Genomic DNA, 13,857 nt, shown 5'->3' with positions numbered 1-13,857 from the left:
GAGAACAGCCCCAATGAGCAACGTCGACCGCGCGGAAATCGCCAAATTCGAAGCCCTCGCCCACCGCTGGTGGGATCGTGAAAGCGAGTTCAAGCCGCTGCACGAAATCAACCCGCTGCGGGTGAACTGGATCGACGAGCGCGTGAAGCTTGCCGGCAAAACCGTGCTGGACGTCGGCTGCGGTGGCGGCATCCTCAGCGAGGCGATGGCCCAGCGCGGCGCCACGGTCACCGGCATCGACATGGGCGAAGCGCCGCTGTCGGTGGCGCGCCTGCACCAGCTGGAATCGGGCGTGGAAGTCACCTATCGGCAAATCACCGCCGAAGCACTGGCAGCCGAGGCACCGGGCCAGTTCGACGTGGTCACCTGCCTCGAGATGCTCGAGCACGTACCCGACCCCGCCTCGGTGATCCGCGCCTGCGCAACGATGGTCAAGCCGGGCGGCCAGGTGTTCTTCTCCACCATCAACCGCAACCCCAAGGCCTACCTGTTCGCGATTCTGGGTGCCGAGTACGTGCTCAAGCTTCTGCCGCGCGGCACTCACGACTTCAGGAAATTCATCCGCCCCTCCGAGCTCGGCGCCTGGAGCCGCGCGGCCAACCTTGCGGTCAAGGACGTCATCGGCCTGACCTACAACCCGCTGACCAAGCATTACAAGCTCGCCCGCGACGTCGACGTCAACTACATGATCCAGACCGTACGGGAGGCCTGAGCATGCGCCTGCAGGCAGTTCTGTTCGACATGGACGGCACCTTGCTCGACACCGCTCCGGATTTCGTCGCGGTGTGCCAGGCCATGTGCCAGGCGCGCGGGCTGCCGCCGGTGGCAGAGCAAACGGTGCGTGACGTGGTATCGGGCGGTGCGCGGGCGATGGTCAGCGCCACCTTCGGCCTGGCCCCCGAAAGTGCCGAATTCGAAGCGCTGCGCCTGGAGTTCCTGGAGCGCTATCAGGCCGATTGCGCGGTGCACACGCGCCTGTACGACGGCATGGCCACGGTGCTTGCCGACATCGAACATGCCGGCCTGATCTGGGGCGTGGTGACCAACAAGCCCGTGCGTTTCGCCGAGCCGATCATGCAGCGCCTGGGCCTGGCCGAGCGCTCCCGTGTGCTGGTGTGCCCCGACCACGTGACGCGCAGCAAGCCCGACCCCGAGCCACTGCGCCTGGCCTGCTCGCAACTGGGCATCGACCCGAGCGCGGTGCTGTTCGTAGGCGATGACCTGCGCGATATCGAATCCGGCCAGGCCGCTGGCACCCGCACCGTGGCGGTGCGCTATGGCTACATCCACCCCGACGACAACCCCTCGAACTGGGGCGCGGACGTCGTCATCGACCAACCGCTGGACCTGCGCCGAGTGCTCGACCAGGCCGTGTGTGGCTGCTGATGATCACCTTTTTCGACTATCAGGCCCCAGCTGATCTGCTCAAGGGCCGGCGCATTCTGGTGACCGGTGCCGGCCGCGGCATCGGTGCAGCCGCAGCGCTCGCCTACGCCGCCCACGGCGCCGAAGTGCTGCTGCTCGGCAGAACGCTTGCGCACCTGCAACGCACCGCCGAAACCATCGCCGCAGCCGGCCACGGTTTGCCGGAGTGCCTGGAGCACGACCTGCTCACTGCCGGCACCGCAGGCTGCCAGGCACTGGCCGAGCGCATTGGCGGGCACCTCGACGGTGTGCTGCACAACGCTTCGCTGATCGGCCCGCGCTTGCCCATTGCCCAGTTACCGGGCGACGCGTTCGCCGAGGTGATGCAGGCCAACGTCAACGGCACCTTCCTGCTCACTCAGGCGCTGCTGCCACTGCTCGAACGCGCACCAGCCGACGCCTCGGTGATCTTCACCTCCAGCAGCGTCGGCCGCCAGGGCCGCGCCGAATGGGGCGCCTACGCCGTCTCGAAATTCGCGACCGAAGGCCTGATGCAAACGCTGGCCGATGAACTGGCAGGCAGCCCCCTGCGCGCCAACAGCATCAACCCAGGCGGCACCCGCACCGACATGCGCGCCCAGGCCTACCCGGCCGAAGACCCGGCGCGCAACCCCGCGCCCTGGGAAATCATGCCGGTGTACCTGTACCTGATGGGGCCGGGCAGCGTCGGGGTCAACGGCCAGGCGCTGAACGCCCGGGCCTAGCCCTGCTGCGGCTGCCAGGCAAAGCCCCGCGCAGCGCTGCATTGCCCGCAGACGTTCTCGGTCTTGCCCAGCAGCAGGTCTTCACGGAACTGCCACAGCTGCGGCGAGTTGTAGATCTGCTCGCCCGGCAGCACCTCCGGGAAGATCAGCCCGTGCTCGCGCGCCAGCACCTCGACCTTGGTGGTGGAGATGTAGCAGCACGGGCGCACTACATAACCACCCTGCGCCTTGCTCACCTGTACAGGTTGCGTCCACGGGTACTGGCACATGCGCACGTGGCGAGGGTCTACCGTCGCCTGGGCCTCAGCCGGCGCGGCAGCAGGGGTGGCGGGGTAGATGCCAGGCGAGTAGTAAAGGCCAATGCCCAGCCGCGCAGCTTCCGCACGCGCCTGATCGATCAGCGCGGTGCGACGAGCCGGTTCCAGCCGGTCGATCAGGATGCTTGAAATACGTGACGCGATAATCTGGTCTTTGGACTCCATCGCCTGTGCCCACACATCGGTTGCACCCAGCGAATGCGCCAGCCGCACGACATCGATCAGTTCATGCAGGTTGGTGGAGGTGGCGGTAAAGCCGAAGGTGATCTCCTTCGGCTGCCCGGTCTGCCGGCGAATCTCGATGATCGCTTTGGCATTGGTGATGAAGTCGTCGAAGCGTGCCCCCACGCGGATGCTCTCGAACGTCTCGCGGGTAGCACCGTCGATCGACAGGCCGACCTTGTCCAGCTTGCTGATGGCGTCCTTGTAACGCCCTTTGATCGGGATGGTGCCGTTGGTGATGATCCAGATCTTGGCCTTGGGGTGGCGCGCCCGGCATTCATCGATGATGTCGCAGAACTGGGGGTGCAACAGCGCTTCGTTGGTGGTGAGGCTGATTTCCTGAATCTCGCCGCTGAAGTCGATGGACTTGCGCACTTCCTCCAGGGGCACGTAGTGCTTGCGAAACTTGCCCTCGGAGTAACAGCCGACGCAGCGCAGATTGCAGTTGTCGGAGATATTCAGCCAGATCGACCGGGGCGCCAGGTTCAAGTGCCCTTCCCGGCCCTCAGCGATTTTCGCCAGCGTCTGGGTTTCGCAACGGCGATACAGATCGTCGAGCGTCGAGTCGTTGTGAACGGGAATGGCAGTCATCGATAGCGCTCGCAATAAGGTTGGCTGTTGCACTGCTGGCCGCCTGGCAAACGCCAATAAGCCAGCACTGCCACGGTAAGGCCATGCCCTATGCGAGTTTCATGCCGGCCTAGTGAGCAGCGGCCAGGCTCCTGCCGGGTTCTGCGATAGCCTGCTCGTCCAGCGCAAGGCACCGCTCCAGGAACAGGAACATGTAGTCGTAGCTCTTGCAGATGGCCTGGCGCAGCTCCGCCTGTTGCATGCGCGAGGGCTGGGTGCCTGCCAGGGTGCAGATGATCTCCAGCGCCTCCCAGGGATGGGCGTCGTCATATTCGGCATGCAACGCCAGCCAGCGCAACGCCCGTTTGCGGCCTTGGGGCGGGAACGACTCGGTGTACGCCTGCCCTGAGCACACCAGGTGCGCCCACTCGCCAGTGGCACCTTCGATGGCATAGTTGGTGGCGGCCATGCCCACCATCAGGCTGTCGGAGGAACTGCTGTGCCAGCACCAGTGCGCCAACGCGGCAAGCTCCGGCGCTACGCGCTGCGCGTTGAGTTCCTCCAGGGTCACACCATGGGCTTCGGCCCAATGCACCCAGTAGTCGGCATGGTTGAGCTCGACGCGGATGTTGCGCATCAGCCAGCGCCGCGCCATGTCCTCGCCCGGGTGGCGGCCATAGCGGGTTTTGGTGAGGTTCTGCGCCATGTAGAGCGAGAACTGCTCAACCACTGGCCAGCCGCCGATCAGGTACTGGCGCATGGCAGCAGGGCTGAGCTGGTTGTCGCGCAAGCGCCGGTAGAACTCGTGCTCCACTACCCGCCGCTTGGCTTCGCTGCAATCGGCGATCAGGTGCTGGGCCCAGGCGGGGTAGCTGCTGGCATCCATCAAAGGGCCAGTACGGGTGAACGCTGTTGGGTCGATCATCGACAATGTCCTTATTGCAAAAGTGATGGCTCAGACGCCGGGCACCTCCAGCGAAGGCTGGGGCAATGGCAAGCGCCGCAGGCCTTCGCAGGTCAGCGGCTGGGGCCGTTCGATCAGGTAGCCCTGGGCGTAGTCGACACCGATTTCCCGGAGCGCCTGATGGATCAACGGTGTTTCAACGAATTCGGCAATGGTTTTCTTGCCCATCACGTGGCCGATGTGGTTCATCACCTCGACCATCGCCCGGTTCACCGGGTCATCGAGCATGTCGCGCACGAAGCTGCCATCGATCTTCAGGTAATCGACCGGCAGGTGCTTGAGGTAGCCGAACGACGACATGCCCGCGCAGAAGTCATCCAGAGAAACTCGCACCCCAGCGCCTTGAGCTCTTCGATGAAAGTGATGGCCTTGGAGAGGTTGGCGATGGCGCTGGTTTCGGTGATTTCGAAGCACAGCTGCGCAGGAGGTATCCGATACAGCTGCATCTGCTGGCGCAGGTAGTCAAGAAAACCCTCATCGCCCAGGCTCAGGCCAGAGAGGTTGATCGCGCACACCGCCATCGGCACCTTGCCGCCCTCGTCCAAGCACTGGCGCAGCACCTTGAACACATTGCGCACCACCCAGCGATCCAGCTCCGGCATCAGCCCGAAGCGCTCGGCGGCCGGAATGAACTGCGCCGGCAGAATCAGCCGCCCCTGCTCATCGCTCAGGCGCAGCAGGATCTCGACATGGCCGCGGGTTTCACCGCCCGGGCCGATGCGCTCGATCGCCTGGGCGTACAGCCTGAAGCGGTCCTCCTCGAGCGCCTGGCGCAGCCGTTGCACCCAGGCCATTTCGCCGTGGCGCAGTGACAGTTCGAGGTCGTCTTCGTGATAACGCTGCACCCGGTTGCGGCCTTTTTCCTTGGCCATGTAACAGGCAAGGTCGGCGGCACGCAGCGCCTCCTCCAGTGTCATGCCGCTGTGGTTGAGCTGCACCATGCCCACGCTCAGGGTGGCCATGAACGGCCGGCCGCGCCAGACGAAGTGCAGGCGCTGCACTCGCTCGCGCAGCTGCTCGGCCACCTGTTCCGCGCGCTCGGCAGTGCAGCGCTCAAGCAGCACGCCGAACTCGTCGCCACCCAGGCGCGCAAGGGTATCGCCCTCGTTCATCGCGCTCTGCAACAGCGCGCAGACGTGTCGCAGCAACTCATCGCCGGCGGCGTGGCCGCAGGTGTCATTGACCAGTTTGAACTGGTCAAGGTCCAGGAACAGCAGGCTGTGCTGCACCAACGGCTCGCACAGGCCATTGAGCGCCTGCTCCAGGCGGAACTCGAACTCGCGGCGGTTGGCAAGGCCGGTGAGCGCGTCATGAGTAGCCTGCCAGGCAAGGTTAGCGATGTACTGGCGTTCCTGGGTCATGTCATGCAGCACCAGCACGGTGCCGGCCGCACGGCCCTCACTGGCCAGCGGCGCGCCATTGAGGGCGACCACCACAGTGCTTCCGTCCAGACGCTGGATCAGCCGGGCAGGCTCCGGGCCAACCGGGAATTGCCCGGTACGGATGCGCTCGGCCAGGCTTGGCCCTGCGTCGCCGCTCTCTTCAAGCAAGTTGAACAGCGAGGCCAGCGGCAGCCCGGTGGCATGGTCGGCCTTCCACTGGGTCAGCAGCTCGGCGGCAGGGTTCATGTAGGTGATTGCGCCCTGCGCGTCGGTTGCGATCACGCCATCGCCAATGGAGGCCAGGGTCACGCGCGCCCGGTCCTGTTCGGCCTGCAAAGCCTGGGCGATGGAATGGCGCTGAGCCATGAGCCGGCGGGTGATCCACAAGGCCAGCGCAATCAGCATCAGGGCCGTAAAGGCATTGACCAGTATCACCAGGCGCAGCAGGAACCGCGCGCCCTCCCCTAGCGCCATGCTGAAGCCGGTGGCGACGGGGGTCACGCCCTGATTGATGCTGTAGATTTCGCGCTTCCAGCGCACCACGTCGGTGGCTGAGGCACTACCACCCTGGATGCTCCGGTGCATGGCCTGAGCCAGGTCGTCCAGGCGGCTCAGCCAGGCGTCACCCACCGTCCACTGGTCGATGGCATGGGCGAAGTAGGAAAAATGCCGGAAGGTCTGGAAGAACCAGATGACGCCTTCGAAGTCGTCCGGGTGGTTGCCGCCCTTCGCGAGCCCCTCACGGGCTGCCGCGATATCCGCCACCGGTTGGTCCAGCGCCAGGCGCAACGCGTGGCCCCCTTCGGGCACCTGTAACGCTTGCTGATACTGACGATAGAGCTGCTCGTCGCGGGTGTCGGCATACAGGCTCAGGTAGTAGATCGCGTCCTTCTGGCCCTTGGACCAGAGGCTTTCACCGGCCACATAGGCCCGCATGGCCGACAGCGCCTGGAAGCTGAACAGCCCCAGTGCCGCAAGCAGCACCACAACAGTGATGAAAGGCCACGCGATCGCCCAGGACGACGGGCGCTGCGGGTAATGAGTCGATGGGTTCATCAGGCCCCTTGCCGTAGAGAGTATGGCGCCTTGGCGCGGCGCAACAGACAGCAGCAAACCCACGCTTGCGGCGCATTCTCAGCAGACTAGCAGAGAGCCAGTACCCGGTGAGGGATTTTTCAGGGAGTTGACCGCTGTCAAGCGTTGTGCATCAGCCACGCCGCAAGCAGCGGTTTCAGGGCTTCCAAGGGCTGGTAACCGTTGGTCAGCAAGGCCAGCGGTGTGCCGTGCTGGGCCAGCAGTGTCGGGAAACCGGCAATGCCGAGGTCACGCGCCCAGGCGACATCCGCCGCCGTGGCGTCCACCTGGGCCTGAGCGTCGAAGGCGTCGGCGAACTCGATACGCGGCACACCGACCTCCTCGGCCAGCGCTACCAGCACCGATGCATGCGTAACGTCCTGGCCCTCGGCGTAGAACGCCTGCTGGATACGGCGGGCCATCGGCCAGGCCAGGTCTTCTGCCAGCGCACGCACCGTCACCACGGCCCGGCAGGCCGGCTCGGTGTCATAGACGAAGCCTTCGGCCAGGGCGCCTTCGAAACGAAACGGCTGGCCGGTAGCGGCCTGCACGGCGTGCCAGTGCTGGAGGATGTAGTCACGAGTGGTGTCATCGAGCCCCGCGCCTCCCGCTCGCAGGCCGCCCATCACCAGTTGCACGGCCACGCCTGCATTGGCGGCCTGCTCGAACAGCGCCTGCGCCACCGGCGCAAAACCCCAGCACCAGGAGCACATCGGGTCCATCACATAGAGCAGGCGGCGCATGGCTCAGGCCTCGGCTTTGCGGTAGTTGTAGCCAATCGGGTGGGGCTGGTTGCGAGCCTTGGCCAGGTCGATCTGCTTTTGCCGCTCGAGCGCAGCGTGGCGGGTTTTCTCGGGCAGGCTATCCCAGCAATGCGGGCAGCTCACTCCTGGGGTGTAGTGCTCCGACGCGCGGTCTTCGGCGTTGATGGGTGCACGGCAGGCGTGGCACTGGTCGTACTCACCTTCGGACAGGTCGTGGCGCACGGTCACACGGTTGTCGAAGACGAAGCAGTCGCCTTGCCACATCGTCTGCTCCTGGGCACTTCTTCCAGGTATTTGAGGATGCCGCCCTTGAGGTGGTAGACCTCTTCGAAACCCTCGCCCAGCATGTAGCTGGAGGCCTTCTCGCAGCGAATGCCGCCGGTGCAGAACATGGCGACCTTCTTGTGCCTGGCCGGGTCGAAATTCGCGCGGATGTAGTCGGGAAATTCGCGGAAGGTGGTGGTCTTGGGGTCGATGGCGCCCTCGAAGGTGCCGATGGACACCTCGTAGTCGTTGCGCGTGTCGATCAGCAGCACTTCGGGGTCGCTGATCAGTGCGTTCCAGTCCTTGGGCTCGACGTAGGTGCCGACCTTGAGATTCGGGTCGACGCCAGGCACGCCCAGGGTCACGATCTCTTTCTTGAGCTTGACCTTGGTGCGGTAGAACGGCTGCTCGTCGCAGTAGCTCTCCTTGTGGTCGACATCGGCCAGGCGTGGGTCCTGGCGCAGCCAGGCGAGCAGGCCGTCGATGCCTTCACGGGTGGCCGAGACAGTGCCGTTGATACCTTCGTGGGCCAGCAGCAAGGTGCCTTTGACGCCGTTGGCGAGCATGGCGTCGAGCAGCGGCTGGCGCAGCTCGGTGAAGTCTTCGAGGGTGACGAACTTGTACAGCGCCGCCACGACGATGGGTTGGGACATCTTCGATCTCCAGTGGCTGCCCTCGTAAGGGGCGAACCGGGGTGGTAGGTACGTCGCCCGGCTAGCCGGCCTCCCACAGTGAAGATTGGACACCTGTGGGAGGCCGGCTAGCCGGGCGACGCAGCCTTCTTCAATACAAAAACGGGCGCGCATTCTACCAGAACGCCCGCCCGCCGGTGTATTGCCCCAGATCAACGCTGCTTCAGGCGATCGATGATCACAGCCAGCAGCAGGATGGTCCCGCGGATCACGTACTGATAGAAGGTGTCGATGTTCTTCAGGTTCATCGCGTTCTCGATGATCGCCAGGATCAGCACCCCCGCAATCACGTGGCGCATCATGCCGATGCCGCCCGCCAGCGACACGCCGCCCAGCACGCACGCGCTGATGACCGTCAACTCGAAGCCCTGCCCTACCATCGGCTGGCCGCTGGTCATGCGCGAGGCCAGTACCACGCCGGCCAGCGCACCGATCAGCCCGTGCACCGCAAAGATCACGATCTTGGTGCGGTCCACCCGCACCCCGGCCAGCCGTGCCGCTTCCTGGTTGCCACCGATGGCCATGGTGTTGCGCCCATAGGTGGTGTAGTTAAGCAACCAGCCGAAAAAGGCAAAGCAGGCTACGGTGATCAGGATCGGCACCGGCACCCCGCCAAGCTGGCCGTTGCCGAACACGAAGAAGCCTTCCTGGCCCACACCCACGGCCTTGCCGCTGGAGAAGATATACGCCAGCCCGCGCACGATCTGCATGGTCGCAAGCGTTGTAATCAGCGCATTGATGCGCAACTTGGCGATCACGATGCCGTTGATCAGCCCCACCAGCAGGCCCATCCCCAGTGCCGCGCACACGCCCAGGCCCACACTGCCGGTGTCGCGCATCACCACCGCCGCGATGACGCCGGCGCAGGCGATCACCGAGCCGACCGACAGGTCGAAATGCCCCGACGCCAGGCAGAACAACATCGTGCAGGCGGCAATGCCGACGGTGGAGATCGCCAGCCCCAGCCCGCGCATGTTCAGCGGCGAGAGGAAGTTGTCGATCAGCAGCGCGGAGGCTGCGAACACCACCACAGCCACCAGCAGCATGGCCCAGTCGTCGAGAAAGCGGCGCAGGTCGAAGCGATGCCCGCCCAGGCCCAGGTTTTTTTGATGCGGTACGGTAGCCATGTTCACCTCATTGTTCTTATTGGCGGGCTCGCGGCAGCGCCAGCTGCAGCAGGCGCGGTTCTTCAGCTTCAGCGCGCATCACCTCACCGGTGAGGGCGCCTTCGCTCATCACCAGGATGCGGTCGCTGATGCCGATCACTTCCATCAGGTCGCTGGACACCACGATCACCGCCACGCCATCGGCGGCGAGGTTGTGGATGATCTGGTAGATCTCGGACTTGGCGCCGATATCGATGCCGCGAGTCGGCTCGTCGAGCAGCAGTACTTTCATCGGCAACGACAGCCAGCGGCCGAGAATGGCCTTTTGCTGGTTGCCGCCTGAGAGATAAAGGATCGCCTGGTCGGCCGACGGCGTTTTCACGTTCAGCGCGCGAATCTGCTTCTCGGCATTGCTGCGCTCCCAGGGCCTGCGCAGCAGGCAGCCGAACCGCGCATGGGCCGGGCGAGCGCCGATATTGATGTTCTCGGCCACCGACCCCAACGGCACGATACCTTCCTTCTTGCGGTCCTCCGGGCACAGCAGGATGCCGGCGTCTATGGCATCGCGCGGGGTGCGCAGGTGCAACGGCTTGCCATCGAGGCTGATGTGCCCGGTGCTGTGGCGTTCGAGGCCGCTGAGCAGGCGCAGCAATTCGGTGCGGCCGGCACCGACCAGCCCGAAGAAGCCGAGCATCTCGCCATGGCGCACGCTGAAGCTGACAGGCTCCCTCACCCCGGGCCGGTCAGCCCGTCCACCGCCAGGGCGACTTCACCGTGGGTGCGCGGGCGATAGTCGTAGATGTCCTCGATATCACGCCCGACCATGCTGGTGACCAGCTCGTCCTGGGTCAGTTGGCTCATGTCCTCGAAGGTGCGCACGAAGCGCCCGTCCTTGAACACCGTAACGGCGTCGCAGATGCGGAAGATCTCTTCCATGCGGTGCGACACGTACAGCACCACCCGGCCCTCGTCACGCAGGCGGGCGATGATCTCCATCAGGCGGTCGATCTCCCGCGCCGACAGGCTGCTGGTGGGCTCATCGAAGGCGATCACCTGGGCGTCGCGCGACAGCGCCTTGGCGATTTCCACCAGTTGCCGCTGGCCCAGCGACAAAGCCCCCAGGCGCATGCCCGGGTCGATCTCTTCGGCCAGGCCCTTGAGCAGCTCGCTGGCGCGGCGGCGAAGCGCACGGCGGTCGACCAGGCCGAAGCGGTTGGGCAGGTGGCCGAGCAACAGGTTCTCGGCCACGGTCATTTCCGGCACAAGGTGCAACTCCTGGTGAATCACCGCGATGCCGCGGGCGATGCTGTCAGCAGCGCTCTTGAACGCCAGCGGCTGCTCGCCTAGCAGCAGGCGGCCGTCACTGGGCACATAGGCGCCGCCCAGGATCTTGAGCAAAGTGGACTTGCCGGCGCCGTTTTCGCCCATCAGGGCGTGCACCTGGCCGGGGCGGGCTTCGAAACTGATGCCCGAGAGGGCGCGCACGCCGGGGAACTGCTTGCCGATCCCGTCGAACCGCAGTGCTGCGCTGGAGGATTGATGCATGGTGAGGCTCCCAAGCCGGGCCACCGCGCCCGGCGGCTGCCGGGCGGGCGGCGCGGGCTGTCAGTTCCAGAGGCCGATCTTTTCCAGTTCCTGCTTGAAGTTCTGCCGAGTGATCAGCGTCACTTCATCCATCGCGGTGTACTTGGGCGGCTCTTTGCCGGTAGTGACCCACTCGTACATCATCTCGGCGGTCTTGTAGCCCTCGATGTGCGGGCTGGGCAGCAGCGAGCCGTAGAAGCCGCTGTCGGCTTTTTTCAGCTCTTCCTTGGCGTCGGTGCCATTGATGCCGATGCCGATCACGTCCGCGGCCTTGAAGCCTGCAGTTTCGGTGGCGCGTACGCCGCCGAGTACGGTGTTGTCGTTCATGCCGCCGATCAGCAGGTGCTTGGCACCACTGGGCAGTTTCACCAGCGCGGCATTGGCGGCGTCCATGCCACCGGGCACGTCGAGGGTTTTCTGCGGGGCGAAGACGATGTGGTCAGCCGGCATCCCGGCTTTCTTCAGGGCGTCTACGGAGCCATCGGTGCGCTTCTTGCCGGTGTCGAGTTCGTCGAAGGTGTTGATCACCGCGTAGGTGTTGGCCCACTGCCAGCCGCGTTTTTTCGCTTCATCGGCCATGGCGCTGCCCTGCTTCTGGCCGACTTCGAAGGCGGCCATGCCGAGGTACGGCACGTCTTCCATGAACTTGCCATTGGCATCGACGAAGCGGTCATCCACCGCCATCACCTTCATGTCGGCCATCTTTGCCTTGGCCACGATGCTGGGGCCCAGCGACACATCTGGCGGGCAGATGACGAAGCCCTTGGCGCCGTTGGCGGCCAGGCTGTCGATGGCGGCGAGGGTTTCTTCGCCGTCCGGCACGGCGATCTTGAGCAGGGTGAAGTTCTTGTCTTTGGCGGCTTTTTCGGCGAAGGCCCATTCGGTCTGAAACCACGGCTCCTCCGGTTGCTTGACCAGAAAGCCGATTTTTACCGGGTCTGCAGCCAGCGCCAGGGACGACGCGCACAGGGTTGCGGCGGTGCAGGCGGCCGCGCACAGGGTACGTAACCCTCGGGTTGGAAACATGGCTCACTCCTTGTTTTTGTTAGAAGCCTGTTGTCGCGCCATGAGTGATAGCAGAGCGTGGCGCCACTGTAGGTAACGAATTGTCACCCGGCAGGCGGCGGCTGCATCGACACAGCGCGACATGCAAAATCCATTAAATAGTATTACTGTTTAGACGGCAAGCGGGGAAAAATGCCGTTCATAGCGATTCAAAAACGTTTCATGTATGACTATATGAACGCTTACCCTCCCCCGCAGCCTCATTACAACAACAATCAGGAGGTACCGGGATGCATCACATCTCTCGCTTGGGTGGGCTGTTGATGGCCACCGCGCTTACCGGCCTTGCAGGCTCGGCCCAGGCTGCGCTCAGCAGCCAGCACAGTGCCTTCGGCACGCTCAAGGACGGCAGCGCCGTGGAGCGTTACGACCTGCGCAACAGCCACGGCATGCAGGCCACTGTCATCACCTACGGTGCGGTGTTGCAGGCGCTGAAAGTGCCCGACCGCAACGGCCAGCTGGCCGATGTGGTGCTGGGCTTCGATGACGCGCAGAGCTATCAGGAAAACGGCGACGTGCATTTCGGCGCCACCATCGGCCGCTTCGGCAACCGCCTGGCTGGCGGCAAGTTCAGCCTCGACGGCAAAACCTACCAGGTACCGCTCAATGACGGCCCCAATGCCTTGCACGGCGGGCCCATGGGCTTCGACCATCAGCTATGGAGCGCCAAGCCCGCGCAAGGCCCCGGCTGGGTGGGCGTGACGCTGAGTTACCGGTCGGTGGACGGTGAAATGGGCTTCCCCGGCAACATGGACGTAGAGGTGACCTACAGCCTCAATGAACAGAACGAGCTGCGCATCCAGTACCAGGCCCACACCGACAAGCCCACGGTGCTCAACCTCACCAACCACAGCTACTTCAACCTGGCCGGCGCCGGCAATGGCGATGTGCTCAACCAGGTGGCACAGCTCAACGCCAGCCGCTACACGCCGATCAACGCAACGCTCATCCCTACGGGCGAGTTGGCGAAAGTCGCCGGCACGCCCATGGACTTCACCCAGCCCACGGCATTCGGCAAGCACATTCGGGAAAACCACCCTCAGTTGAAATTCGCCGAGCCCAAGCAAGGCGGGTTTGACTTCAACTGGGTGCTGGACACCGCAGGCGACGTACACAAGCTGGCGGCGGAAGTCACCGACCCCGCATCAGGCCGGCGCCTGCAGATGTTCACCAGTGAACCGGGGGTGCAGCTGTACACCGGCAACTTCCTGACCGGCTCGATCAAGGGCAAGGGCGGGCAGGTGTACCCGCATTGGGGGGCATTCACGCTGGAGACGCAGCATTATCCGGACTCGCCGAACCAGAAGAACTTTCCGAGCACGCGGCTGGACCCGGGGCAGGTTTACAAGCAGGACACGGTGTTCAAGTTCAGTGCGATGTAAGCCGCTTTACTGATGCCCGCCGGCACACACCGGCGATGCCGGCGCGCTGCCCACCTGCGCCCACTCCTCGGGGTGTAGGTGTGCAGCGCCAGGGCGTGAAACTCACCCATCAGTTCGCCCAGCGTGCCGTACACCAACTGATGGCGCTTGACGCTGTTGAGCCCGGCGAAGCGCTCGCTGACCACCACAGCCTTGTAGTGGGTCTGCTGGCCACGGCTGTGCATGTGGCTCTCATCGAGCACCTGCAAGTGGGTGGGCTGGAGCAGGCCCAGGGTGCTTTCGATGCGGGTTTGCATGGTCATGAAACCGGACCTCGACGTTCGGTGGATGCAATCGTCGCGC

At 64.5% G+C, this 13,857-nt stretch carries 9 protein-coding genes and 4 pseudogenes; 4 read left to right on the top strand and 9 right to left on the bottom strand.

Annotated elements, in window-relative coordinates; genetic code table 11:
• The first annotated feature begins 13 nt into the window (after positions 1-13).
• Genes ubiG through LN139_RS06330 form a run of 3 tightly spaced genes read left to right on the top strand, consistent with a single transcriptional unit; the run spans position 14 to position 2,129 of the window.
• Entirely contained in the window at positions 14-712 is a 699-nt protein-coding gene (gene ubiG, locus LN139_RS06340; protein WP_236359193.1) for a bifunctional 2-polyprenyl-6-hydroxyphenol methylase/3-demethylubiquinol 3-O-methyltransferase UbiG, read from the top strand.
• A gap of 2 nt (positions 713-714) precedes the next feature.
• Positions 715-1,386: an N-acetylmuramic acid 6-phosphate phosphatase MupP gene (gene mupP / locus LN139_RS06335; RefSeq protein WP_236359192.1), complete on the top strand. Its 672-nt coding sequence runs from the start codon at positions 715-717 to the stop codon at positions 1,384-1,386.
• Complete coding sequence (locus tag LN139_RS06330) at positions 1,386-2,129, top strand: YciK family oxidoreductase (protein WP_236359191.1); 744 nt, start codon at positions 1,386-1,388, stop codon at positions 2,127-2,129. The genes mupP and LN139_RS06330 overlap by 1 nt, the downstream gene beginning before the upstream one ends.
• Here the strand turns inward: LN139_RS06330 and LN139_RS06325 are convergent.
• From LN139_RS06325 to LN139_RS06290, 8 genes and pseudogenes are all read right to left on the bottom strand, one after another.
• A complete protein-coding gene (locus LN139_RS06325; protein WP_236359190.1) occupies positions 2,126-3,259 on the bottom strand; it encodes a radical SAM protein in 1,134 nt (377 codons plus the stop codon). The two genes, LN139_RS06330 and LN139_RS06325, sit on opposite strands and share 4 nt — an antisense overlap.
• Before the next feature lie 109 nt (positions 3,260-3,368).
• Positions 3,369-4,163 carry a TenA family transcriptional regulator gene (locus tag LN139_RS06320; RefSeq protein ID WP_236359189.1) on the bottom strand — a complete coding sequence of 265 codons (795 nt, stop codon included), beginning with the start codon at positions 4,161-4,163 and terminating at the stop codon, positions 3,369-3,371.
• Between the two features lie 30 nt (positions 4,164-4,193).
• Positions 4,194-5,950, bottom strand: a pseudogene (locus LN139_RS06315) (EAL domain-containing protein).
• Positions 5,951-6,777: 827 nt separating this feature from the next.
• On the bottom strand, positions 6,778-7,401 hold the full coding sequence (locus LN139_RS06310) for a DsbA family protein (protein WP_236359188.1): 624 nt from the start codon (positions 7,399-7,401) through the stop codon (positions 6,778-6,780).
• A gap of 3 nt (positions 7,402-7,404) precedes the next feature.
• Positions 7,405-8,339, bottom strand: a pseudogene (gene trhO / locus LN139_RS06305) (oxygen-dependent tRNA uridine(34) hydroxylase TrhO).
• Positions 8,340-8,530: 191 nt separating this feature from the next.
• Entirely contained in the window at positions 8,531-9,505 is a 975-nt protein-coding gene (araH, locus tag LN139_RS06300; protein WP_236359187.1) for an L-arabinose ABC transporter permease AraH, read from the bottom strand.
• Between the two features lie 16 nt (positions 9,506-9,521).
• Positions 9,522-11,029 (bottom strand): annotated as a pseudogene (gene araG / locus LN139_RS06295) (L-arabinose ABC transporter ATP-binding protein AraG).
• A gap of 60 nt (positions 11,030-11,089) precedes the next feature.
• Entirely contained in the window at positions 11,090-12,094 is a 1,005-nt protein-coding gene (locus LN139_RS06290) for a substrate-binding domain-containing protein (protein ID WP_236359186.1), read from the bottom strand.
• A gap of 269 nt (positions 12,095-12,363) precedes the next feature.
• On the opposite strand from LN139_RS06290, the gene LN139_RS06285 reads away from it, so the two are divergent.
• Complete coding sequence (locus LN139_RS06285) at positions 12,364-13,515, top strand: aldose epimerase family protein (RefSeq protein WP_442964390.1); 1,152 nt, start codon at positions 12,364-12,366, stop codon at positions 13,513-13,515.
• Positions 13,516-13,521: 6 nt separating this feature from the next.
• On the opposite strand, the pseudogene LN139_RS06280 reads toward LN139_RS06285, so the two are convergent.
• Positions 13,522-13,817: pseudogene (locus LN139_RS06280) on the bottom strand (BolA family protein).
• Positions 13,818-13,857 lie beyond the last annotated feature (40 nt).

The sequence above is a fragment of the Pseudomonas sp. KNUC1026 genome (assembly GCF_021650705.1).
Classification (GTDB): Bacteria; Pseudomonadota; Gammaproteobacteria; order Pseudomonadales; family Pseudomonadaceae; genus Aquipseudomonas.
The sequence above is the reverse complement of the archived record's forward strand: the minus strand, read 5'-3'. Positions and strand labels throughout refer to the sequence as shown.